Here is a 23,781-nt window from a genome sequence, read left to right as displayed (position 1 = left end):
CCCTTTCCTCTAGCGCTTCTTGGGGGTACTTGCCGCACCGAGCAGGAGGCTGACGTTGTGACCGCCGAAGGCGAACGAGTTGGAGATCGCGGCCTCGATCCGCTGATGCCTGGCCTCGCCGCGCACGTGGTCCAGATCGCAGGCCGGGTCCACCTCGTCGAGGTTGTGCGTCGGGGGCATCCGGCCCTGCGAGATCGCCAGCGCGCAGACGGCCGCCTCCAGCGCCCCGGAACCGCCGAGCAGGTGGCCCGTCATCGACTTCGTGCTGCTGACGGCCGGCGCGTGGTCGCCGAAGACGGCGTGGACGGCCTTCGTCTCCGCGATGTCGCCCAGCTTGGTCGACGTACCGTGCGCGTTGACGTAACCGACGTCCTGCGGGGCGAGCCCGGCCTTGGCGAGCGCCCCGCGCATGCTCATCGCGGCGCCCTCACCGTCGGGGCGCGGCGCCGTGGGCCGGTACGCGTCGGTGGTGGCGCCCCAGCCCAGGAGATCGGCATAGCCCGCCGCACCGCGAGCCCGGGCGTGGTCGGCCCGCTCGACGACGAGCACGCCCGCGCCCTCGGCCAGCACGAACCCGTTGCGGCGCCGGTCGAAGGGGCGGCTGGCCGCCTCCGGGTCCTCCCAGCCGTGGGACAGCGCCCGGGCGTGCGCGAACGCCAGCGCGGACGTGGGGTTCAGCGGGGCCTCGGAGCCGCCGCAGACCACCACATCGGCCTCGCCGTAGCGGATCAGCCGCGCCGCCTCCGCCACCGCGTGGGCACCGGCGGCGCACGCGGTCGCGATCGCCGAACTCCAGCCGCGGATGCCGTACTTGATGGCGATCCGGGCGGCCGCCATGTTCGGCAGCATGCCCGGGAGCAGATAGGGGCTGACCGCGGTCGGGCCGCGCTCCGCACGCGCCAGCGACTGCGCCTCGTACGTGGACAGACCGCCCGCCCCGCTGGAGATGATCACCGCGACCCGGTGCGGGTCGGCGTCGCGCCCGACGACCAGGCCCGCGTCGGCCATCGCGTCGTCCGCCGCGGCCAGGGCCATCAGGGCGTAGCGGTCGACGAGGCGGCCCTCGCTCGGCGGCAGCACCTCACCGGCAGAGATGTCCGGCGCGATGCCGGCCACGTCCACGCTTCCGTCGAGGAGGTGTCCCTCCGGCGGCCTGACCAGGCCGGACTTGCCGTGGCACAGCGCGTCGAAGGTGTCCGCCGCGCCGCGGCCCAGCGAGGTGAAGGTGCCGATGCCCGTGATGACGGCGGCCGACTCCGAGGTGCCCCCGCTCATGCGCCCACCTCCTGGGCGGTCTTCTCGGTGCCGAGCAGCTCACCGTCGAGGAAGCGCTGGCGCAGCAGGATCTTGCGGACCTTGCCGGTGGCCCCGAGCGGAATGCTCTCGGGGTCGACGACGACCACGCGCTCGACGGTGCGGCGGACATGGGGGTCGAGGGCGGCGAGCACCTCCTCGGTACGGTCGGCGTCCTGGTCAGCCGCCGGGTCGAGGACCAGCAGGACCGAGGTGACGACCCGGCCTTCCGTCCGCAGGGCGACGACGGTGCACTCGCGCACGTCCGGGCACTGCGCGAGGACCTGCTCCTCGCAGAGCATCGTGAAGAGCTTCCTGCCCTCACCGAGGTCCACGGCGTCCACCAGGCGGTCGACGTGGTAGTAGTACCCCTCCTGGTCCCGGAAGACGAGGTCGCCGGTGAGGAAGTAGCCGTCCCGGCGGGTGCGGTAGGTGGTCACGGAGTCGTTCCAGTAACCGGGCGACAGCGTGGGCGCGTTGATGACGAGCTGACCGACCTGGCCGGTGCCGAGCTTCTCGCCGTCGTCGTCCATGACCGCCACGTCGGAGAAGGCGTGCGGCTTGCCGATGCACCGTCCGTACCGGGCCGTTTCGGACGTGTGGGTGATGAAGAACTGGGAGTGCCCCATCTCCGACGAGCCGAGACCGTCCACGAAGAACGAGCCGGCGACGCGGACGCGGCCCTTCGAGGTGACGGAATCCCGCGTGCCGACGGCGATGAGCTTGCGGATGTGCGCCTCGTGCGCGCAGTCGCCGGTGTTCCACCAGGTGCCGACGGAGTCCAGCTTGCGCGTCGACAGGTCGATGCCGGCCAGCTCGGACCAGGTGGTGGCGAAGCCGAGCACACTGAGCGGCTGCCAGGACTCGATGGCGTCGAGCACCGGTCCGGCGGTCTGCTGCGAGAGGACGGCCAGCTGGGCGCGGTTGGTCAGCGCGAGGTTCACGGCGATGACCGTGGCCGCGTGCGCGGACGGGAGGGCGCCCAGCATCCGGTCGATGCCCTGGCCCTTGGGCAGGGTCAGGCGGTGCCGGATGGCCGCGAACAGGCTGTGGTGGGTGTGGGTCACGGCCTTGGGCAGGCCCGTGGTCCCGGAGGAGTGGGTGATGACGGCGGGCTCGCTGCCGTGGTGCCGGTAGGGCTTGGGGGCCGCGTCCGGGTCGCCCTTGCCGAGGTCGGCCGGGTCCGCGAGCAGCGGGGTCGTGGATCCGGCGGCGGACAGCGCCTCGCTGTGCGCGGTGTCGGCGATGACGCCGACCGCGCGCAGCCGCTTGATGTACTCGGCGGCGAGCTCGGCGGCGACCTTGCCGTTGACGAGGGCGGGGATCGCGCCCAGCCGGACCAGGGCCAGATAGCTGAGCACCTGGTCGGCACCGGTCGTCACGAAGACCGCGACCGGGTCCCGGGGCTTGATGCCGAGCTCGTGCAGCGTGGCCGCCCGGGCCGCCACCCGCTCGCCCAGCTGTGCCAGTGACAGGGCCTGCCAGGCCGGGTGCCCGTCCACGTCGGTGTCGAAGGTCAGCGTCGGCGCGTCGAGGCCGGTGCCCCGCTCAAGGAGTGTGGTCACCACGTTGCCGACGCCCAGCCCTTGATCGGCCGCGAATTCCACGCGCTCGTTCTTCGGATTCATTCCTCGGTGTCTCCACTTTCTGAATCGGACTCTTCGGGTACGACGCGCTGCGGGCGGGGTGTACAGGGGGGCGCGGCCTGCTGCCGCGCCTACCGGTCCCGTGCCGCGCCCTCCCGCCCGTGCCCGGAGGCGAGCGGGCAGGAAGGGCTTGACTCCCGGGCGTACGGGACCGGCCGTGGGCTCACTTGGCCGGGGCGGCGGCAGCGACCCGGTCGACGATCTCCTTGACCAGGCCCGCGACCGTCAGCAGCGCGACGGTCTCCATCTCGTCCTCTTCGAACTTCACGCCGTAGGTGTCCTCGACCTGGATGGCGACCTCGGCCACGGAGAGCGACTCCAGGTCCAGACCGGCCGGGCCCAGCGGGGTGTCGCCGGTGACATCCGAAACGTCGTAGTTCATGTTCGCCAGAGCCTCGATGATGAACTTCTCGACCTCAGTGGACATTTGATTGACTCCTCTTCATGGACATGCACCCGGGACTGGCCCCGGACACGGTGACGGTGCTGTGGTGCACCACGGATGGGGACGAGCGTCGGAAGGCGCACACCTTGCTGGTGCGGACCGCAGCCGACATGCTCGATGTCCCGCTGTCCGAGCTCTGGTTGACGCACATGGAGGACGGCCGCCCGGTTCTCGGCGGCGCCGGCGAGGCGCTGCGGGTCAGCGTCACTCATGCGCGCGGGGCACTGGCCGTCGCGCTGACCGGCGGGTCCCCTGTGGGTGTGGACGTGGAAGTCGTACGCCGGCTCAGGGCCGAGGCGATGGCGCGGGCCTGGCTCGCCCCGGTCGAGGCGGCCTGGGTGGCGGGTCTGCCCGAGGAGGACCGGTCAGTCGCCTTCCTGTGGTTGTGGACGCAGAAGGAGTCGGCCGGCAAGGCGCTCGGCCGGGGGCTGCGCCGGGGAGGCATGAGCCGCCGGGTTCCGCTGCCGGAGCCCTGGCCTCCCGTCGAGGGCGCCCCGCCGGTCCTGCGGCCGCTGCCCGGCGATCCGGAGACCGCGTCGGCGGCCGCCGTCGTCGGGGACGGACGTCTTGTCGTCGGTGTCGCCCGGCACGGTGGTGGCGAGGCCGGGCCGCGCCCCGCTCCCGTACGTCTCAGGCTTCATCAGGTCTCCCCCGTCGCGTACACCTGACCTGGTCACACGGTGGCTGCCGACCGGACGGCGGCGCGCAGGATCTCGGTGTTCCGCACCGGCTTCCCCGTCGCGGTGCGCGGGAGTTCCGGCAGGAGGTTGAGGGTGCGCGGCCGCTTGTAGGGCGCCAGGCGGGACGCCAGACAGGCGGCGAGACCGTCGAAGGCGGCCTGTTCGGTGACCGTCACGAACGCCTCGATGCCGGTGCCGTGCACGACCACGGCCTCGGTGACGCCGGGCAGCGCGGAGATGGACGCCTCGATCTCGGAGAGGTCCACCTTGAGTCCGCCGATGGACACCTGGGAGTCGAGCCGGCCGTGGACCGTCAGCAGGCCCGTCGCCTCGTCGAAGCTTCCGGCGTCCTTCGTGCGCAGCCAGCCGTCCACGTACCGGCTCGGGTCGGCCAGTCCGACGTACGGTGTGGCCGGCAGGCCGAGCAGGATCTCGTCGCCCTCGACCCGCACCCGCAGTCCGGGCGCCGGGGTCAGGCCGGGGCTGCTGGCTCCGGTGAGGTCGGTGGCGATGACGCCGGCCTCGGTCATGCCGTACATGGCGCCGAGTTCGGCACGGTAGCCCTGGATGAAGCGGTCCCGGACGGCCGGCTTGACCAGCTCGCCTCCGGTGATCATGCGGCGCAGCTGGGGAAGTCGCGGTGGGTTCTGGGCCGCGGCGAGCACGGCCGCCTGGGACGGGACACCGAGGACGGTCGTCGGCTCGCTGCCCGCCGCCACGGCCTTGAGGATGCCGTCGACGGTCTGCCGCCTGGGCAGCACCACCTGCGTTCCGCTGGCGAGTCCGTAGAGCAGCCCGCCCACCAGGCCGAGCACATGGACGATCGAGGCGAGCACCACCGTGCGTTCGCCGCGGCGCGGGAATCCGTCGAGCCGTCCGTACCGGTCGATCTCCGCGAGGAGGCTGGCCGCGGTACGGCCGATGACCTTGGACGGGCCCGTGGAGCCCGAGCTCAGCTGAAGGAGTATGTGTTCCGTGGCAGCCGGCCGGCCGCCGCGCAGCGGGGTGACACGGGTGTCGACCTCGAAGAATCCGCGCAGTGTGCCACTGACCTCGGCAACCGGCTCGACGACCAGCTGCGGCAACAGGCGTGCGACCGCCATGCCGACCTCATGGGTCGTCAACCGGTAGTCCAGCAGGACTACTTGGGCCCCGGTGCGCCAGCCCGCCAGCATCGCGACGATACAGCCGAGCGAGGGCGGCAGCCGTACGGCGACACTGCCTCCGGCGACCAGTCCGGCCGCCTGAAGGCGCTGCTGCTGCTCCTCGACCAGGATCCGAAGCTGCGCCCGGCTCACGGGTTCACCCAGATGGAGGGCGATATCCCGCCCTTCCCCCTGAAGTAATATCTCGTCGACCCAGGCGCCCTCGGCGCAAACGGGCCCGCTGGGCACCGTTCCCCCCACAGGAATCCCCACCTATCACAGATTGCGGAACGACCCGACTTGCGATCGGACGACTCTGTCCATCGGCAATACGGACGTACAGTGCCACCACATTCCCCCTGGCGACACATTCATGCTTGCGGACTACCAGCGAGTAATCAAGTAAAGCCTGAAGCAAAATAATACTCGCTGGTAGCCCTGATCGCGGCATCGGAAAACCTTTTTCGGCCACGCCAAAAGCCCTCATTCATTTGGTGAACAAAAAATGAATGAGGTTCGACGTGACTGCCGTATACGTTTGATTCGACCCGGGCGAGTACGCCCCGGAGCCCGGCCAGTTCGGCCCGACTCAGCGGCGAACAATTCCCGAACTGCGGAAATCACTGACGCGAGGAGCACCCATCAGGGCCATGACCTCGGTGAACTCGTCCCGCAGGGTCCGCAGTACGGCCTCGGCCCCGTCACTTCCGGAATGCGCGAGACCCCAGAGCGCGGGACGCCCGACAAAGACGGCGTCCGCACCCAGACACAACCCTTTTGCGATATCGGCGCCATGCCGAACCGCTCCGTCCAGGATCAGCCGACATCGGCCTGCGACGGCTTCGGCGATCTCCGGCAGGGCATCGGCCGCAGGCAGCGCGAAGTCCAGCTGCCGGCCTCCGTGGTTCGAGACGACAAGCCCTTCGATTCCGCACTCGACGGCCCGGACGGCGTCTTCGCCCGAGAGGACGCCCTTCAATACCAGCGGCAGCGAGGTGCGCCCGCGCAGCCATTCGAGATCTTCCCAGGTAATCGAGGGGTCGAATTGCTCCCTCGAATGCCTCGCGATAGCGGACTCCCCCGCCTCCGCCTCGTGCGAGGCGGACATGACGGAAGGGTCGACGTTCACCGCACGGATTCCCGCCGGAACGGCGAACCCGTTCCGCGCGTCCCGCGGCCGATGCGCCACGACCGGAGCGTCGACCGTCAGCACCAGCGCCCGGAACCCCGCGTTCTCCGCCCGCCGGACCAGGTCGATCATCGACTCGCGCCGCTTCAGCCAGTAGAGCTGCAACCAGAGCGGGCCGGTCGCCGCCGCCGCGATGTCCTCGATCGTGCGGCTGGCGAACATACTGACCGTGAGGAGCGCGCCCACGGCGCCGGCGGCACGCGCGGTGGCCACCTCGCCCTCGGGGTGCGCGAGTTGGTGGTAGGCCACGGGAGCGATACCCAGCGGGACCGCCAGGCGGGCGCCGAGCAGCGTCGTGCCGGGATCGCACGCCGAGACGTCCACGAGACACCGGGGCCGCAGCCGGAGCCGGTCGAGCGCGTCACGCCCCGAGGTCAGCATCGACTCGGTGCCGCTGCCGCCCTCCAGGAAGTCCCACACCGGACCGGACAGCCGCTCCCTGGCCGAAGCCTCGTAGTCGCGTAAGGCCAACTCCGCCACTCTGCATCCCCCCGTTACAACTAACCGCACGGCCGTACGGTAAATGTACTCTTGCACAATGACCGCACGGTCGTCCACTTAGTACAGTGGGCGGGCCCGCCGCACGGGGAGGTGATCCCCGCAAGGGAGATGAGGAGGTGTCGCGTGACTCTGGCGCGCCCTGATGGACGGATCGAACGCGGCAACCAGACCAGGCAGTTGATCCTGCAGCATGCGGTAGGCATCGCATCGGTCGAAGGCCTCGAAGGGCTGTCCCTGGGACGGCTGGCCAATGAACTCAAGCTGAGCAAGAGCGGGGTGTTCGCCCTGTTCGGCTCGAAGGAGGAGCTTCAGGTCGCCACCGTGCACGCCGCCATCAAGGTCCTCATCGAGCACGTGGTGCAGCCGACCCGTGAACTGCCCGCAGGACTTGGCCGGATCCTGCTGCTCTGCCGCAACTGGCTGACCTATTCCGAGCAGCGCGTCTTCCCGGGAGGCTGCTTCTTCTACTCGGTCTCGGCCGAGTACGACGCCCGCGAGGGCAGGGTGCACGACACGGTCGCCGCGGCGCACAGCAACTGGTTCTCCTTCGTCGAGCAGACGATCGACGACGCCCGGCAGGTGGGAGAGGTCCGGGACGACACGGACATCCCGCAGCTCGCGTTCGAGCTCGTCGCCCTCCTGGAGATGGCCAACGCCGAATCGGTACTGCACAAGAACTTCACCTGTTACAGCAGGGCGGCCAACGGCATCCTGACCCGCCTGCACGGCGTGACGACGGACCCCTCACTGCTGCCCGACAGACCCTGACACCGTCCGCGGTCCCGCGGACCGTGAGCCATGTCCCGGAGGCACCATGCCATTCGACCCACAGTTCCAGGCCCTGTACGACCAGCGCACGGCGCAGGACGTCCGGCCGCTCTACACCATGACGCTCGACGAGGCCCGGGCAGCCGACCTCGCCGCCATCCAGGCCGACGCGGGAACCCCCGAGCCGGTGCGTGAGGTGACCGACGAGTCGATTCCCGGTCCGGACGGGCCGCTTCCCGTCCGGATCTACCGGCCCGAGGGCGAGGGCCCGCTGCCGATCCTCGTCTACTTCTTCGGCGGCGGCTGGACGCTGGGATCCATCGAGACCAGCGACGCGATCTGCCGGAGCCTGGCCAACGCCGCCGGCTGCCTGACCATCGCGGTGGGCTACCGGCTCGCGCCGGAGCACAAGTTCCCCGCCGCCCCCGACGACTGCTTCGCCGGCGTGCGCTGGGCCGTCGAGCACGGCGGCCGCTTCGGCGGCGACACCACGCGCGTGGCCGTCGGCGGCGACAGCGCCGGAGGCAACCTCGCCGCCGCCGTGACCCTGATGGCCAAGGAGGCCAAGGGTCCGGACCTGCTCGCCCAGGTGCTCGTCTACCCGAACACGGACCACCTCGCGGACACCCTCTCGCGCCGGGAGAACACCGACCCGCTGCTCTTCAACGACAAGTCCGTGCAGTGGTACTGGGACAACTACCTGGCATCCCCCGAGGACGGCGCCCACCCGCTCGTCTCGCCGCTGCGGGCCCCCGACCACTCCGGTCTGCCGCCCGCGCTGGTGATCACCGCCGAGTACGACCCGCTGCGTGACGAGGGCGAGCAGTACGCCGTGCGGCTGCGCGACTGCGGCGTCCTCGTCGAGTCGACCCGCTACCCGGGCGTGGCCCACGGCTTCTTCGCCATGGCCGGCAGCCTGGACGCGGGACGCCGCGCCATCGGGCAGGCCGCGGCCTACCTGCGCAGGACCTTCGCCGACACCCCGACGAGAGGCTGACCCATGGGCGACAGCACCGACCCCGTCCGGGCCGCCGTGCCCCTCGACCTCACCGAACTGCACGCGTCCCTCACCGATCCGGTGCTCGACGCGATGAACTTCCTGAACGAGGTCGTCTCCCGCTTCCCCGATGCCCTCTCCTTCGCCCCGGGCAGACCGTCCGCCGGCAACTTCGCCACGGACGACCCGGCGCGCCACCTCCGGACCTACACCGACCACCTGGAGCACGAACTCGGCTGGTCCCAGGACCGGGTCCGCACCCAGCTGTTCCAGTACGGCCGGACCAACGGCATCATCCACGACCTCATCGCCCGCACCCTGGCCAACGACGAGTCCATCCACGTCAGTCCGGAGTCGGTCGTCGTCACGACCGGCTGCCAGGAGGCGATGCTGCTCACGCTGCGCGCCCTGTTCGCCCGGCCCGAGGACACCCTGCTCGTCAGCTCTCCCTGCTACGTCGGGGTCACCGGCGCGGCCCGGCTGCTGGACATCGCGCTGTGCCCCGTCCAGGAAGGCCCCGCCGGACCGGACCCGGAGGCGATCCTGGCCGCTGTACGGCAGACCCGGGCGGCAGGGGGACGGCCCCGCGCCCTGTACGTGGTGCCGGACTTCGCCAACCCGTCGGGCGCGAGCATGACCGTCGCCGCCCGCGAGCAGCTCCTGGAGATCGCCGCTCAGGAGGACCTGCTGATCCTGGAGGACGATCCCTACGGGTTCTTCGTACGCGAAGGATCCTCCAGGCCCACGCTCAAGGCGCTGGACCGCGAGCGGCGGGTCCTGCACCTCGGATCGTTCTCGAAGACCGCGCTGCCTGGCGCGCGCGTCGGCTATGTCGTCGCCGACCAGGAGGTCATCGGACCGGCCGGCGAACGCACGCTGCTCGCCGACCAGTTGTCCAAGATCAAGAGCATGACGACGGTCAACACCTCGGCCCTCAGCCAGGCCGTCATCGGCGGGCTGCTCATCGAGTCCGGCTGTCGGCTCCGCGCGGCCAACGCCGATGCCATCGCCTTCTACCGCACCAATCTGAACACCCTCCTGGACGAGCTGGAGCGGCACTTCCCCGCCGACCGCCGCCGCGAACTCGGGGTCGGCTGGAACAGGCCGGACGGCGGGTTCTTCCTCGTCGTCACCGTCCCGTTCCTCGCCGACACCAAGGCGCTCGAACACTCGGCACGGAACTACGGGGTGCTCTGGACGCCGATGAGCGACTTCTACCTCGACGGCGGCGGAAGCACCCAGCTCCGGCTCTCCTGCAGCGCGCTGACTCCGGAACAGATCAAGGACGGCGTCAGCAGACTGGCCGAGTTCATCACCGGACAGGCGTCCCGCGCAGGCCGGTAGGGACCAGCGGGCCCACGACGGAGACAGCGCCGGCGACGGCGACGGAACCACCTGCGACAAGGAGCCGAATCGGCATGAGTCAACGACAGCAATCCGACGCGTCGGACGCCCGTCCCCGCCCGGAACCTCCCAGCCCGCCCGAGCCGTCCCCGGGCAGCGCCGCCGGCGCCCCCGCGGCCATACCCACGCTCGCCGGGGTTCCACTGCTCGGCTCGCTCTTCGACATGAAGTCGGACTCGCTCGGCACGTACTTACGCGCGATGCACGCGCACGGCGACGTCGTACGGATCACCGCGGGCCCGCCCGGACTGCGCGCCGAGATGCACTGCGTGTTCTCCGCGGAGGGCGCCCACCAGGTACTGGGATCGCAGGCGGCCAACTTCCGCAAGGACAACCACTTCTACCAGGAGATCCGCGACTCCTTCGGCAACGGCCTGCTGACCAGCCAGGACGACGACTACCTGCGCCAACGACGCCTGGTGCAACCACTGTTCACCAAGCGCCGGGTGGACGGGTACGCGGGAGCCGTCGTCACCGAGACCGAGGCGACCCTCGCCTCCTGGGAGCAGGCACCGGACGGCGTCGTCGAGCTCTCCCACGAGATGATGCGCCTCGCGCTGCGCGCGGTGGCCCGGATCCTGTTCGGCACCGACGTGGAGGCCACCATCGACGTGGTCGACCGCTGCTTCCCGGTCATCACCGAGTACACGATGCGCCGCGGCTACTCCCCGGCGACCCTCCCCCGCAACTGGCCCACCCCGGGCAACAGGCGGGCCGCCGCCGCGGTGAACGAGCTGTACGGGGTGTGCGACCGGATCGTCGCCGAGCGGCGCAGCGCCGAGGCCCCCCAGGGCGACGATCTGCTCTCCCTGCTCGCCGCCGCCACGAACGAGGAGGACGGGGAGCTCGACGCCACCGAACTGCGCGACCAGATGCTCATCTTCCTGCTCGCCGGGCACGAGTCGACGGCCACCTCGATGGCGTTCGCCCTGCATCTGCTGGCCACCCACCCGGAGATCCAGACCCGGGCCCGTGACGAGATCGGCCGCGTCCTCGGCGACCGGACGCCGGACGCCTCCGACTTCGACCGTCTCCCGTACCTGATGCGCGTACTCAAGGAGGCGATGCGGCTCTACCCGGCGGCTCCCGTCACCGGCCGGCGCGCGGTCGCCGCGAGCGAGATCGACGGCCACACCATCCCGGCGGGCGCCGACGTCATGCTGGTCCCGTGGGCCACCCACCGCCACCCCCGCTACTGGCCGGACCCGGAGCGCTTCGACCCCGACCGGTTCACCCCGGAGGCGGAGGCGACCCGCCCGCGCTACGCCTACTACCCCTTCGGCGGAGGTCCGCGCGCCTGCATCGGGCAGCACTTCTCGATGCTGGAGGCGGTGATCGCCATGGCGATGATCCTGCGGTCGTACGAGTTCGAGGCCGTGGACACCGATCTCGCGGTCGCCGCGGGAATCAGCCTCCGGGTGGCCGGTACGGCGCGCTGCCGGATCACCCGCGTACTTTCCTGACCTGGGGCTTCTCGTCCGGGTCAGGCCGGGCTCGCGACCTGGTCGAAACCACGGACCCGCGCCCGTTCCCCGCACCGGGACCGGCCGGCACACCGGCACCCCGGCACCCGCCGCTTCCGGCCGGGGGAAGCCCTCCCCCGGCCGGAACCGCCCTGCTCACAACACCCACCGACCCGCCCCCTCACCTGCCTCCCCGCAACACACTAACTAAACGTACGGTCGTGCTATTGTTTTTCTGCTCGCGCACTCCACCGGAGAGGCGGCTGCGTGTGCCCACACTCGCCGAAAGGATCCGTATGGACATCCGGAAGCTGGACCGAGCGGCCGTGCTGGAGACCCTGCGCATCCTGGAGCAGGCGGCCCCCGAGGACTGGGACCGGCCCACGCCGTGCGCCGACTGGACGCTGCACCAGCTGGTGGCCCATATGACGGCCCAACACCACGGCTTCGCGGCCGCCGCCGCGGGAATCAGGACGGGCCTCGCCGCCTGGCACCCCGGCCCACCCGTCGACGATCCGCTGAAGTCCTACCGCGCCGCGTCCGAGGCGGCCCTCGCGGCCTTCGCCGAACAGGCCGTACTCACCCGCGAGTTCAGCCTCCCCGAGATCAGCGACACGCGGAGCTTCCCCGCCACGGTCGCGATCGGGTTCCACTTCCTCGACCACGTGGTCCACGGCTGGGACCTGGCCCGGACCCTCGGCGTGAGCCTCGACCTGGACGAGGGCACCGTCGACGCCGCCCTGGTGATCGCCCTGCGCGTACCGGACGACGAACGCCGGCTCGGCCCGGACGCCCAGTTCCGCCCGGCCCTGCCCACGGCGCCCGGCGCGCACTCGCTCGACCTGGTCCTGACCACGCTCGGGCGCTCGCCCGACTGGTCCGCCCCGGCCCCCCGCTAGGGCGCGCTCGAACGTCCCGCCCGCCCACACCCCGACATCCACAGGGAGACACGCATGCTCGCCGACCTCAGAACGCATGTCGCACGCCGGCTCGGCCTGACCGAGGAAGAGGTGTTCGCCGGCCAGCCGCTCTCCGCCGTCCTGGTCGCCTCGCCGAGCGCCATCAACTCCATCGACCTGCTGGACGCGTTCGCCGGGGCGCTCGCCGACGTCGGTGTCGACGACGACGTCGAACTGCCCACGATGACCCTCGACCACACCGCCGAGGAAGTCGTGTCGGCCCTCGGCAAGCAGCTCGCCACCACCTCCTCCTGAACCGGAAGGCGCGAACCGTGCTGATCATGACCGACATAGCCAAGGAGCTCCGCGCCGGGGCCACCATCACCGATGTGCTGCGCGTCCAGCAGAGCTACCACGAGCAGCGGCGCTGGGGAACGGACAGCCTCTTCGACGGCCGCCGCCTCGACCGGCCGCGCGCCGGCGACAAGGCCGCTCTGTGGCACGCCTCCCGCGCCGAACTGACCACCCAGCCGGCCGGCCTCCGGCTGGCGGTCGACGGCGTGAAGCTGGCCAACGAGATCCGCGAGTCCAACCCGCTCGGCGCCGACGTCCTGCACATCGCCGCGGCCTGGTCGGCCCGCTACTGGCTGGAGGAGGAGGCGCACCACGAGATCGCCTTCGGCCGCCTCATGGAGATGGCGGGCATCGACCCCATCGACGAGGACGAAGTGATCGAGTGCCGGGGCGAGCTCCCGATGGACAACTACGTGCGGGTCTGCATGCTCCAGGCGTGCGTGGAGATCGAAGCCTGTGTGTCGTACGGCTGGCAGTCCCGCGCCACCGAGGACGCCCTGGTACGCGACGTCTTCCACACGGTGATGAAGGACGAGGTGCAGCACCGGCAGTACTTCGCCTCCTTCGCCAAGGCCCTGGTGGACACCGGCGTCTATCCCGTGAAGGACGTCCTGTCGATGGCGTACACCTGGGTCCGCCCCGACGGGGGCGAGACCTTCGGTGCGGCACGTGAGGCCCAGACCGAGCGCCAGGGCCACGTCAACTGGTGGGAGCGGACCCGCTCCGGCGACGAGGAGTTCGCGCTCGCCGACGACGCACTGCACGAGGGGTCGATCCACGCCAAGAAGCTGACCAGCGTGTTCGCCCTGGTCCGCGAGGTGACCGGCATCCAGACCCAATCGTATGAGGACCTCAAGCGTGCCTACTTCGCCAGCCTCCGCACGAACGATGTCGACCGGATTCGATCTGCAGTCCGTGACGGAGCTGCGCGCGAAGCGGCACTTGCTCACTAGCGGCGCGCTGTTCACCGCCGGCGAGCTGGCGCACTGCCACTCCCGCCCCGACCCGCACGCCTCCTTGGCCGGACTGTTCTCGGCCAAGGAGGCCTTCGTCAAGGCCATCGGCTCCCTGGGCGGCGCCCCGGACCACACCTTCCCCGACATCGAGGTGGTGCACGGTCCCGCGGGGCAGCCCAGGATCCAGCTGCACGGGCCGATCGACCGGTGGCGCCTGCAGCAGGACCTCGCCGTGGAACTGTCGATCAGCCACACCGGCGATCTCGCCGGTGCGGTGGTCGTCCTCCTGACCGGACCGGCACGGAGCGGAGGCCCGACCCCATGAACGCCGTCACACCACAGGATTTCGAGCACACCTGCGAAATCGCCCTGCGCCCCAACGACTTCGACTGGGCCGGGCACCTGAACAACAGCGTGCACGTCCAGCTCCTGGAGTCGGGGCGCTGGCAGTGGGGACTCGCCCTGGGCGCCGACCTGCGCGACAGCTCCCTGGTCGCCGTCGTGCTCCAGCTCCAGCTGGACTACCTCAAGACCGTCGACTGGGACCCGGTGGGCCACCTCGTCGTCCGTACGTCGCTGGCGGGCCAGTCCGCGTACAGCTTCACGCTGAACCAGGACATCGAACGGACCGACGGCACGGTGGCCGCCCGGGGCAAGGTCCGGCTGGGGCTCGTCGACCGCGACACCAAGAAGATCCACCGGGCGGACCTTCAGGCGCTGTTGAGCACGCCCGGGAGGGTGGCATGACCACGAACACACTTCAGGAAGCCGTCGCCGGACAGGCCCACCGCCAGGACGCGACCGTCACCTTCGGCACCTCCGCCAAGCGGGAGCGCCTGACCTACCCCGCGTTCGCCGAACAGATCGCGGCCGTCGCCGGCGGCTTCGTGCAGCAGGGGGTACGGCCCGGGGACCGGGTGATGATCCGCATCGGCAGTTCCCGCGAGGGCGTACTCGCCCTCCTGGGCCTCATGCACATGGGCGCGGTCCCCGTCTCCGTGAAGCCGCGCGTCCCGGGCGCGATCACCGCGCAGTACTTCGCGAGGGTGACGCAGCAGCAGCACGTGCGCCACGCCTTCCGCATCGCCGGACACGGCCTGAACGAACTCCAGCTGGTGCTCCGCCCCCGCGCCACGCCCGAGCCCGCTCCGGGAGACCGTGACGGCCTCGCGTTCGTCCAGTACACGAGCGGCTCCACCGGAATGCCCCGCCCCATCCCGCTCAGCCACCGGGCCGTACTCGGCAACATCCAGGCCATCCGCGTCGTCGCGGGCATGAAGCCGGGCCACGCCGGCCTGATCGCCCTGCCGCTCCACCACGACATGGGCCTCATCGGCGTGCTGACCTCCCTGGTCCAGGGCATCGACCTGGTGGTCGAGGACCCGGGCACCTTCCTGCGCAGACCCATGGCGGCCCTGCGGCTCATGCGCGACGCGGAAAGCGTCCACAGCGCCCTGCCCGACTTCATGCTGCGCTACCTCGCGGCCCGGATCGACGAGGCGGCCACGGACCGGGAAGCGGTCGACCCGGGGCTGCTCGGCGTCTGGCGCACCGTGTTCTGCGGCGCCGAGCCCATCCGCCCGCAGTCCGTACGCACCTTCCTGGAGGCCGCCGGCCCCTGGGGGTTCGACCCCACGGCCCTGGTCTTCTGCTACGGCCTCGCCGAGGCCGCCCTGATGGCCACCTCACACCGCTACGTCGACGCCGCGACCAGCTTCCGCACGGACGGCCCCACCACATCCGCCTGCCTCGGCCGGACCATGCCCGGCCTGGACCTGCGCATCGTGGACGAGTCGGGCCTCGACTGCGCGGAGGCGGAGGTCGGCGCGGTACAACTGCGCGGCGCCACGCTGTTCGACGGCTACGACGGAACCACCGACCACCGCACCACCTGGTTCGACACGGGCGACCTGGGATGCCTGCGCTCGGGCCGCCTCCACCTGAGCGGCCGCCGCGGCGACCGCATCTCCGTCAGCGGCGTGAACATCTTCGCCACGGACATCGAACAGGTCGCGGCAACGGTCCCCGGCGTCGCCGAATGCGTGGTGCTGCCGTCCGCCGACTCGTTCGCCGTCGTCGTCGTCCCCGAACGCTCCCAGCACATCGACACCACCCAGGTGGCCACCCGCATCGCCGCCGACTTCGGCATGGCCCCGGAGCGCGTGATGGAGGTGTCCCACAGCGCGGTCGCCCGAACAGCGAGCGGCAAGCCGGCCCGCACCCACATGGCCGCGCAACTGGAACAGGGCACGCTGGGCTGACGCCCGACGGCCCCGCACACCCCAGGGGAAAACCCCCAGCGCGGACACCCTCACCCGAAGCCCGGCCGCGCACGGCGACTACCGGGGCGGCCTCCGCAGCCCCTATCCACCAGGTTGTGAGCGGCTGAGCCCCGCCTTCGTGGGGCTTGCAGAAAACCCTGAAAGCGCAGGTCAGACCGCTGCTAAGCAGGCGACTGAAAACGTTCCATGGCCATTCCTGGAACGCACCGAGCATCGCCGCACGTCAGTTCTAGAGGACCTTTATGGTCAACCCTAGAACCAGTTCACATGATTCTTCTGACGCCAGCTTTTCCCCATGCCGAAGCCAGTAGCCATCACGAGAACTCCGATCAAAATTAGCCATATGACGTCAAAGTTAGCCCCCGCCATAAACGGCAGGAGTCCGATAGGCATGAACCAACGAAACCAGAGCCCGGCGGGCAATCTCAGCGAATCCCAGACAAAGAATCCAAAGAGCCCCACCATGACGAGAACTCCCACCACGGGAATCCCGTCAGGAGTTACATTAACCGCCACAGAAATATTCTCCTTTAAGGTTTGCCATGGTCTAGATGTTGCGCCACATCGGCCGATGTGGCGCAACATCTAGACTTCACCAGCCTAGCGTTCCCCAAACCCAAGGCTGAAGTTTGTTGATATAGGCGCGCCTGTCCGGCTCGAGTGAAAAGCGCCACGAGGAGGGGAATTTTCTTGATGAACATTCCTGGTTGTCTCACCACGTTGACTCTCCAGCCAACCATATCTATCGCCACGCCACTGCCAAAGGCTGCCCAGTCGCCACCCTTTTTCCACTCTGACTGAAAGCGATACCGCGATTCGCTACAGATAGGGGAAATGCTGCAGTACCTACAGCTGCGCAAACGCCGGCTGCACCCACAGTGCATGCCAAGAATGCTGCACCAGCGGCCGTCTTTACGATGTTTCCACGGTTATCCAAAACCTTCTTCCCAGCCGAACTCACAGCTCGGCCGAAACAAGACTTCTTGATGCTGCTCCAGATGCCTTCCTTCTGGCGGCGCTGCTCGTCATCTCGCTTCTTCGTGCACGCCGTGCTTCATCGCGAGGGCGCCCTTGCGTGGCAGTCCACTTCCACCTGCAGACCGCACGCGACCTGACGTTCAGGTGTCGGCATCGGGGCACCTCGCTCTCGTGCGCTGCGCCCTCGTCGCCGTCACCCCATCGATGGCCACACGGTAAACGCTCGATCGCTACGTCCAGAGAGCGCTCGCCTGAAATGGCAGCGCACAGAATAGGAGGATGTCTCACGTGGTGGTCTGTTGATGCGGCATGATGCTGTATCAACAGACCACCACGTAAGACATCCTCTTAATTGGGTGCCAGGTCGCGGACGGTCATGCCCGAGGGTCGGACTCCACTAGGCGGATCCTCCAGGTGTCTTCCGTCGGGCTCTTCCGATAAAACACATTCGGCTGGATCGGTTCACACAGGGCCAGGAGAATATCGCCCTCGCGAAGGAGCACTTTTTCGCGAAACACAGTACCGCGATTCCTGCGTGCCCGGATAACACGAAAGGCGAGCTCGTACTCCCCTGGCGGCAAGTCCACGAACATGGGGCGCTTGAACGTAGTACCGCTCATCTCGCAAAGCGCCTTTCCTCCCCACTCAATCGTCACGATCGACCACTTGAGCGTCATGCTGCGAAAATTGTCTCGCATTGCACATTGGAAGAGCAGCCCCGACTTCCTACGCCTCTTTGCATACCAAAGAAGGAGGCGAGCGGACGTAGGGGTCTTTGAGCCGCTTTCGTTTCGAATGACCCGTAGTTGCTGCTCTTCCATGATTCTCGACTCTCTCAAATTCGATCAATCACGATCCTGGTTGAGCATTGGAGGGCTTACTCCCAAGCCAGACTGCGCATATCCCTCTGCACTATGCTGCCCGCCAGATACCCCATATGTCGCAATACCCTGCGATGCGCCGATCGCCGCACTCAAAATTATGCCTCCCGCCCCTGCGCATACCCCTGCTGTAGCCGCTGTGCAGACACCGATGGCTACAGTCCCAACCACTACTATTGCCACCTGCGCTATACCTCACCAATGATCCTTTGCGTAACCACCAACCGCACTTGACAAACCCGATGAAACGCCATTCGCCGCACCCTTAACATCATTTAGCCCACTCTTGATTTTACCGAAAATTCCATCCCGCTTCCGGCGTTCCTTATCTGCAGCCTTCTTTGCGGCGGCGATTGCGTCCTTGGCCCGGCGCATAGCGTCTGCTTGCTGTTTGGTCTTCTTGCCTGGGAAGGTGACGGCTTTCCCGCTCTTGCTGACGTAGGGGCCGAGTTTCCACCGGTTTCCCGTGGAGGTGTTTTTGGTGTAGCGAGTTTTGTCGCCCTTGACCTGGCCGGTGCCGCCGATGGGGTAGCCGTTGCCGCAGAGGTCTGCGGGGCAGAGGCCGTCGGGGTCGGAGAGGGTGAGTGGGTTGTTGTGGGCGTAGCTGTAGGCGTTCATCTGGGCTGGTTGGTTGATGTCGACGCTGAGGAAGCGGCCGAGGGTGGGGTCGTATTCGCGGGCGCCGAGGTGGGTGAGGCCGGTGGGGTCGTTGGTGCCGCCGACGTAGCCGCGGGTGCCGAAAACGCTGGATTGTTCGGTTCGGAGTTGCCCGAAGGGTAGTTGCTTGCGGCGTGTCAGGGCGAGGGTGACGACGGTGACGGCGGTCATCGCGGTGCCCTGGTGGTCGCTGATGAGGTAGGAGATGGTTCCGCCGGTGCGCATGGCGACGGTTTCGCCGTTGTGGGTGTAGTAGCGGGTGCCGGTCTTGGTGCCGTTGGCGGCGACGGTGAGCTCGTTGCCGTCGGGGAGGGTGAGGGTGCTGCACTCTGACCTCGCCGGCGGGGCCATGGTAGGACCAGGAGGCTGGAGCGGTTTCACATCGCTCAGTTGACCTGAATGTCGTGTGTCAGGCCCCCCGCTGGGGCCTGACACACGACAGAACTCGGTCGCATATGTCCACCGGTTCGCCGTGATCACCTTCTCACTGCTGCTTTCGCGCACGCCCCTTTGAGCGATACTCCTTCTCCGCCGCCTGGCCACCAAACGGTGACCGGTTCTGAAAGGGCTCCGTCATGCGTCTCACCAAGCGGCACCGCGCCGCTCTCACCGCGGCACTCATCGGCACGGCGCTCGGCGTCACCCCGCTGACCACGGCCAACGCCGCTGCCGTCGCCATGACCCTGCGCACCTCGGACACCATCGACACGGTCGGTACCCCCGAGGACATCGACATCACCCTCACCACCCCGCCCACCGCCGACAGCTTCGTCGAACTCGATCTGACCACCGAGAACGCAGCCCACCTGACCGTCACCGACGACACCGGGGCGGTCCTGGCCCCTGATCCCGTCTACGCCGACGACTCCCTGGTCACCTTCCGCTTCGGCAAGGAGGACAGCGATCACGACGGCATACCCGGCGCCCCGCTCACCCCGGGGTCACTGCACGTACAGGTCACCGCGGACGGATACGTGGGCGACGGTCTGAACATCAACGCCTACTACATCGACGGCGCCACCGGCAGTCGCATACCGATCAACCCCGCACACGCCAACGTCCACATCAGAAAGCCGAGCGTGATCCCGTACTGGCAGTGGCCGGGCAGCTACACAGTCGCGGCGGGAACGACAAAAGCCGCGGGCGTCCGTCTGGACACCCTGATGCAGCTGAGCACCCCGCCGCCTTCCACCCGGCTCCGACTGCTCTTCACCGCACAGCAGGTCGCCAAGGCCGGCTACACCGCCGCGCAGCTGACCCGCGACGTGCACGTCCAGCACTCCAGTGACGGAAACACCTACAGCGCCCGCCCCTGGACGATCGGCGCCGACGGCTCCGTGTACCTCGAGATCTCCGAGCAGGTCTGGACAGAAGGCACGCTCAAGATCAGCGACCACCTCCGCTTCACAGCGGCCTGGGGCCTGCCCGCCGGACACCTCTCGGGCATCTTCCAGACCCTCGACCCCGATGGAACCCAGCTCAGCAACAGGCCCCAAACCCTCAATTTCACCGCCGACCGGGCGGCGTTCTACGGCCGCGACAGCTCCGGAGCGCTCTGGCAGTACCAGTCCAGCCGGGACAACGACCCCGCCCACTACACCCGGCGCGCGAAGGTCGGCGGCGGCTGGAACACGTACAACGCCCTCACCAAACTCGCCACGCTCAAGGCCGACGGCACCGGCAACCTCGTCGCCCGCGACAAGACCGGCACCCTCTGGCTCTACAAGGACACCGGCGACATCACCCAACCCTTCACCGCACGCAGCAAGGTCGGTGGCGGCTGGAACACCTACACCCAGCTCACCGGCCCCGGCGACATCACCGGCGACCACAAGCCGGACCTGATCGCCCGCGACCGCGACGGCGTCCTGTGGCTCTACCGCGGAACCGACAGCACCACCACTCCCTTCACCGCCCGCACCCGCATCGGAGCCGGCTGGAACACCTACAACCAGCTCACCGGCGGGGCGGACCTCACAGGCGACGGCAAGGCGGACCTCCTCGCCCGCGACGCCACCGGCGTCCTCTGGCTCTACCGCGGAACCTCCAGCATCAAGACCCCCTACGCCGCCCGCACCCGCGTCGGCGGCGGCTGGAACGCGTACACCCGCCTCGTCAGCACCGGCGACGCGACCGGAGACGGCATCAACGACCTGCTCGCCACCGACCCCAACGGCGCCCTGTGGCTCTACCGCGGCACGAGCAACGCCAACGCACCGCTCCAGTCCCGGGCCCGTATCGGTGCCGGCTGGACGATCTACAACGCCCTCACCTGATCCGGTCGGCGCACGCACACCGGTCGGCGCTTCCTCCGAAGCGCCGACCACCACCCCACGGAGCGGGCAGCGATGCCCACCCTGGTGAGCACCGACGGAAGCAGCACCCTCCACCGCACCAGGAGCTGACTCCCCCGCACGGGAAGGCGTCGCAAGGCCGCTCACTACGGGACTCGGCTCCAGCACGAACCTCCCGCGCCACCCGCAGACGGCCGACACCTTGATCGCACCAGCCCCAGCCCTACCCACACCGGCAGCAAAAGACCAGGTCAGCACGTATGCCACCAACCCATGGCAGCGCTTGGCAACAACGGGGGCGACCTCGGCAACTCCCATCCGCTAGGCTGTCAGCGGTCAGTCGACCTTCAGTGCGCCCGCCCGGGAAAGCGTCCCTCCGGACCCTGCCCGGCGTCGCCCGCAAGGGAGCCTGACCAGGGCTTTTGCCTCGCTCCGCCCGGTATCCCCCTGGGGATTCCGGCAGGGTTTTCGGCAAGTTCCCGCCTTCGTAGCTCAGGGGATAGAGCACCGCTCTCCTAAAGCGGGTGTCGCAGGTTCGAATCCTGCCGGGGGCACAACGCATTACCGCTCTGACCTGGGGTTTCTCCCCCAGGAAGGGGTCTTATTCGGCCTCGGACTTCTCGTCCGAGGCCGTTTGCGTGAGCGGTGCGTGAGCGGACGGAGAGTTGATCTCCCGGATTTTCCCCAACCGATCAGCACCATCCGGCACGGACTCGTCAGCCTCGCCTGGCTGGGCGCCAGCCCCGGACGGGATGCCCTCGGCAGTGGCGCGCGCTCGCGGCACGAGCCGGGCCGCGGCCTCTGCGATCGCCAGATCTGCCTCGGGGAGCAGGCTCGTGTACGTGTCCGACGTGATGGTGATCGAGGAGTGGCCGAGCATCTCCTGAATGTCCTTCAGGCCGGCACCGGCCGCGTGAGCCAGCGTCGCGGCACCGTGACGGAGGTCGTGGAGCCGGACCGGCGGAAGACCGATTTCCTCGTGCAGCTCGATGAACCGCCGTGTGATGTTGGCGGGGTGGAGCAGTTCTCCGTTCTCGCGGGTGAAGACCCTTCCGGTCTCCACCCAGGCGCTCTCCCACTCCTGGCGGTCCTTGTCCTGCTGGGCGCGGTGCTGCTTGAGGGCCTGGACGGTGTCGGAGTCGAGGGCGATGGTGCGCGCTCCGGCGTCGGTCTTGGGATCGTCCTCGTACACCTCCCAGCCGTTCACCACGAGTTGCTTGGCGACCGTGAGGAGCCCGGCGTCCAGGTTCGTGTCGGTCCACCTCTGACCGCACGCCTCGCCTCGCCGAAGTCCGCGGAAGGCGACCAGGTGAAACAGCGCGTACAGCCGGTCCTCGGCTACATGGTCGAGGAAGAGCCCGGTGTGTTCCGGCGTCCAGACCATCACCGGCGAGGGCTTCTCTCCGGTGCGCTTCCAATGGAGGATGCGCTCCTCAGTCCACACAAGCGCCTTGGGGCGCCTGCCGGCCTCCAGCTCGACGTGGGCGGCCGGGTTGAAGGTGATCAGCTGCTGGGCGATCGCCGCGTTCAGCGCTGCCCGCAGTGTGGAACGAACACGTTGCCGCGTCGCCGGACCGACAATGCGGCGGTAGGGGTCCATCTCGGCGATGGCCGCTTTCATCGCCTTACGGCGGGCGCGGGGCTCGCGCCCCTTCCAGGCAATCTGTGCGAGATCCTCGACCGCCTTGCGTCGTGCGGCGTTCCCCTCGGCGATCTCGACGTTGGCCTCGGCGATGGCCTCGAACATCTCCGAGAGGTGAGTGACCCGAAGGCGGTCGAGCCGAACGTGCCCGATGCGCGGTTGAAGGTGGACGCGAATATTGCTCCCGTCGCGGCTGATTGCACTCTGCCGCCCCTTCTTGCCCGCCAGCCAGATGTCCAGCCACTCGCCGACCGTGAGGCGGCTGGTGAGGTCCAGGCCGTGGCTCAGGCGCCGACGGGTCGACTCGATGTCCGGAAGCGGAGCCTTCTCGTCTGCCACCTTCTCCAGCAACCCGGCGATCTGATCCAGACCTTCGGAGTCATCGGAGTCGGCGAGGCCGAGAAGCGCGCGTATGTGGTCGAGGTCGGCTTGGGCGGCCTTGAGGCTCTCGTAGCCGGCACGGCTGAAGGATCGGCGAGTGCCATCGGCTCGGGGAGGGAGCTCCTGGCGTACGGAGTAGGAGCCATGCTTGCGGCTGGTGAGCTTGGGGCACTTCTTGCCGAGCGGCTTACCAGTCTCGGCGTCGCGGCAGTAGCAGCGGCGGTGGGTGGATCCCTTCAAGGGCGTTCCTCCGTGGTGGTATCGGGGGTCCATTCGGGCGGGTCGACGTCGTGGAGTGAGGGTGGGAGGTCGGGCGGGACGGCTCCGTCGTCGAGGAGGTCTCGACGGAGGTGACGGAGCTTGTACTTGGCCGAGATGGCCTGGTCGGCGTACTCGGTCCGTTTTCGTTCGGCTTCTTCCTGTTGGGCGCGGCTGGTTGCCGTCTTGGCCGCGAACCGTGCCTGCTCCTCTTCGTCAAGCGCTGCTAGGGCGGTGCGTACGAGGCTCGTGTGGGCTTCGAAGTCGGGCACGAGACCCAGGTCGCGCCCGAAGACTTCCTGTTCGCCGGAGAAGCGACGCAGCGCGTCCCAAGTGGGGACGAGGCTCTGGAAGGGGAGCTCCTGGGTCTCCTCGACGTAGCCGACCGGGAAGATCAGGCAGGCGGGGTACGTCTCCAGGGCGGCGGCCAGGACCAAGACGTCCACCAGCGGCAGGCCGGCCCTGCGGCCGGACTCCATGTTGGCGATCACATTGCGCGGGATCGGGTGCCCGAGCTGCTCGCACCGGTCGGCCAGCTCCTGCGCGCTCCACCCCATCTCCTTTCGCCTGCGGCGGACTTCGCCGGCCACGTTTGCCTGGACCCGGTCCACCCACTCCGGGAAGTCATCCGCTTCATCATCCACACGGCGTTGTGTCATGTAGACACA

22 protein-coding genes and 1 tRNA gene are annotated in these 23,781 nt (G+C 68.8%); 13 read left to right on the top strand and 10 right to left on the bottom strand.

All coding sequences use genetic code 11. From position 1 onward, the window contains the following. Positions 1–9: 9 nt before the first annotated feature. From ACIQMX_RS34090 to ACIQMX_RS34080, 3 genes are all read right to left on the bottom strand, one after another. Entirely contained in the window at positions 10–1,275 is a 1,266-nt protein-coding gene (locus ACIQMX_RS34090) for a beta-ketoacyl-[acyl-carrier-protein] synthase family protein (protein ID WP_363069181.1), read from the bottom strand. Beyond that, on the bottom strand, positions 1,272–2,921 hold the full coding sequence (locus tag ACIQMX_RS34085; protein ID WP_402483931.1) for a class I adenylate-forming enzyme family protein: 1,650 nt from the start codon (positions 2,919–2,921) through the stop codon (positions 1,272–1,274). The genes ACIQMX_RS34090 and ACIQMX_RS34085 overlap by 4 nt, the downstream gene beginning before the upstream one ends. 181 nt (positions 2,922–3,102) lie before the next feature. Continuing rightward, positions 3,103–3,366 (bottom strand): acyl carrier protein, encoded by a 264-nt coding sequence (locus ACIQMX_RS34080; RefSeq protein WP_363069177.1) that lies wholly within the window; start codon positions 3,364–3,366, stop codon positions 3,103–3,105. Positions 3,367–3,383: 17 nt separating this feature from the next. Here ACIQMX_RS34080 and ACIQMX_RS34075 point away from each other — a divergent pair, with 17 nt between their 5' ends. Further along, on the top strand, positions 3,384–4,052 hold the full coding sequence (locus tag ACIQMX_RS34075) for a 4'-phosphopantetheinyl transferase superfamily protein (RefSeq protein WP_363069175.1): 669 nt from the start codon (positions 3,384–3,386) through the stop codon (positions 4,050–4,052). Positions 4,053–4,057: 5 nt separating this feature from the next. On the opposite strand, the gene ACIQMX_RS34070 is transcribed toward ACIQMX_RS34075, so the two are convergent. Together ACIQMX_RS34070 and ACIQMX_RS34065 are read right to left on the bottom strand one after the other, a co-directional pair. Further along, positions 4,058–5,362: a class I adenylate-forming enzyme family protein gene (locus ACIQMX_RS34070; RefSeq protein WP_402483929.1), complete on the bottom strand. Its 1,305-nt coding sequence runs from the start codon at positions 5,360–5,362 to the stop codon at positions 4,058–4,060. Between the two features lie 436 nt (positions 5,363–5,798). After that, the gene (locus ACIQMX_RS34065) at positions 5,799–6,956 is read right to left on the bottom strand and encodes an alpha-hydroxy acid oxidase (RefSeq protein ID WP_402483927.1); all 1,158 of its coding nucleotides are present in this window, start codon (positions 6,954–6,956) and stop codon (positions 5,799–5,801) included. Positions 6,957–7,022: 66 nt separating this feature from the next. Here ACIQMX_RS34065 and ACIQMX_RS34060 point away from each other — a divergent pair, with 66 nt between their 5' ends. From ACIQMX_RS34060 to ACIQMX_RS34015, 10 genes are all read left to right on the top strand, one after another. Next, positions 7,023–7,667, top strand: a complete 645-nt coding sequence (locus ACIQMX_RS34060) for a TetR/AcrR family transcriptional regulator (protein ID WP_363069171.1) — start codon at positions 7,023–7,025, stop codon at positions 7,665–7,667. 46 nt (positions 7,668–7,713) lie between these two features. Continuing rightward, complete coding sequence (locus ACIQMX_RS34055) at positions 7,714–8,664, top strand: alpha/beta hydrolase (protein WP_363069169.1); 951 nt, start codon at positions 7,714–7,716, stop codon at positions 8,662–8,664. 3 nt (positions 8,665–8,667) lie between these two features. Beyond that, a complete protein-coding gene (locus ACIQMX_RS34050; protein ID WP_402483925.1) occupies positions 8,668–10,008 on the top strand; it encodes a PLP-dependent aminotransferase family protein in 1,341 nt (446 codons plus the stop codon). Between the two features lie 74 nt (positions 10,009–10,082). Beyond that, positions 10,083–11,531, top strand: a complete 1,449-nt coding sequence (locus ACIQMX_RS34045) for a cytochrome P450 (RefSeq protein ID WP_363069167.1) — start codon at positions 10,083–10,085, stop codon at positions 11,529–11,531. 296 nt (positions 11,532–11,827) lie between these two features. Further along, positions 11,828–12,430, top strand: coding sequence for a TIGR03086 family metal-binding protein (locus ACIQMX_RS34040; protein ID WP_402483923.1), 603 nt, complete (start codon positions 11,828–11,830; stop codon positions 12,428–12,430). Between the two features lie 54 nt (positions 12,431–12,484). After that, a complete protein-coding gene (locus ACIQMX_RS34035; RefSeq protein WP_219575382.1) occupies positions 12,485–12,745 on the top strand; it encodes a hypothetical protein in 261 nt (86 codons plus the stop codon). Positions 12,746–12,771: 26 nt separating this feature from the next. After that, entirely contained in the window at positions 12,772–13,737 is a 966-nt protein-coding gene (locus ACIQMX_RS34030; RefSeq protein WP_363069162.1) for a hypothetical protein, read from the top strand. Next, positions 13,727–14,065: a holo-ACP synthase gene (locus ACIQMX_RS34025; protein WP_363069160.1), complete on the top strand. Its 339-nt coding sequence runs from the start codon at positions 13,727–13,729 to the stop codon at positions 14,063–14,065. Before ACIQMX_RS34030 ends, ACIQMX_RS34025 begins: the two co-directional genes overlap by 11 nt. Then, complete coding sequence (locus tag ACIQMX_RS34020) at positions 14,062–14,487, top strand: acyl-CoA thioesterase (RefSeq protein WP_363069158.1); 426 nt, start codon at positions 14,062–14,064, stop codon at positions 14,485–14,487. The genes ACIQMX_RS34025 and ACIQMX_RS34020 overlap by 4 nt, the downstream gene beginning before the upstream one ends. Beyond that, positions 14,484–16,001 carry an AMP-binding protein gene (locus ACIQMX_RS34015; RefSeq protein ID WP_363069156.1) on the top strand — a complete coding sequence of 506 codons (1,518 nt, stop codon included), beginning with the start codon at positions 14,484–14,486 and terminating at the stop codon, positions 15,999–16,001. Before ACIQMX_RS34020 ends, ACIQMX_RS34015 begins: the two co-directional genes overlap by 4 nt. Before the next feature lie 273 nt (positions 16,002–16,274). Here ACIQMX_RS34015 and ACIQMX_RS34010 read toward each other — a convergent pair whose 3' ends face one another. From ACIQMX_RS34010 to ACIQMX_RS34000, 3 genes are all read right to left on the bottom strand, one after another. Further along, positions 16,275–16,538 (bottom strand): hypothetical protein, encoded by a 264-nt coding sequence (locus tag ACIQMX_RS34010; protein WP_402483919.1) that lies wholly within the window; start codon positions 16,536–16,538, stop codon positions 16,275–16,277. A gap of 836 nt (positions 16,539–17,374) precedes the next feature. Then, positions 17,375–17,677: a hypothetical protein gene (locus tag ACIQMX_RS34005; protein ID WP_402483917.1), complete on the bottom strand. Its 303-nt coding sequence runs from the start codon at positions 17,675–17,677 to the stop codon at positions 17,375–17,377. A gap of 399 nt (positions 17,678–18,076) precedes the next feature. Beyond that, complete coding sequence (locus ACIQMX_RS34000) at positions 18,077–18,889, bottom strand: RHS repeat-associated core domain-containing protein (RefSeq protein WP_402483915.1); 813 nt, start codon at positions 18,887–18,889, stop codon at positions 18,077–18,079. 224 nt (positions 18,890–19,113) lie between these two features. Here ACIQMX_RS34000 and ACIQMX_RS33995 point away from each other — a divergent pair, with 224 nt between their 5' ends. Both ACIQMX_RS33995 and ACIQMX_RS33990 read left to right on the top strand, forming a co-directional pair. After that, entirely contained in the window at positions 19,114–20,814 is a 1,701-nt protein-coding gene (locus ACIQMX_RS33995) for an FG-GAP repeat domain-containing protein (RefSeq protein ID WP_402483913.1), read from the top strand. A gap of 499 nt (positions 20,815–21,313) precedes the next feature. Then, a tRNA-Arg gene (locus ACIQMX_RS33990) sits at positions 21,314–21,386 on the top strand. A 47-nt stretch (positions 21,387–21,433) separates the two neighbouring features. Here ACIQMX_RS33990 and xerC read toward each other — a convergent pair. Both xerC and ACIQMX_RS33980 read right to left on the bottom strand, forming a co-directional pair. Next, positions 21,434–23,095, bottom strand: a complete 1,662-nt coding sequence (xerC, locus tag ACIQMX_RS33985; protein WP_402483911.1) for a tyrosine recombinase XerC — start codon at positions 23,093–23,095, stop codon at positions 21,434–21,436. Further along, the gene (locus ACIQMX_RS33980) at positions 23,092–23,772 is read right to left on the bottom strand and encodes a transcriptional regulator (protein WP_402483909.1); all 681 of its coding nucleotides are present in this window, start codon (positions 23,770–23,772) and stop codon (positions 23,092–23,094) included. The genes xerC and ACIQMX_RS33980 overlap by 4 nt, the downstream gene beginning before the upstream one ends. Positions 23,773–23,781: the final 9 nt, after the last annotated feature.

Origin of the sequence: Streptomyces sp. NPDC091416, assembly GCF_044756845.1 — a bacterium.
In the GTDB taxonomy this organism is placed as follows: domain Bacteria; phylum Actinomycetota; class Actinomycetes; order Streptomycetales; family Streptomycetaceae; genus Streptomyces.
This window is presented reverse-complemented; position numbering and strand designations above follow the sequence as displayed.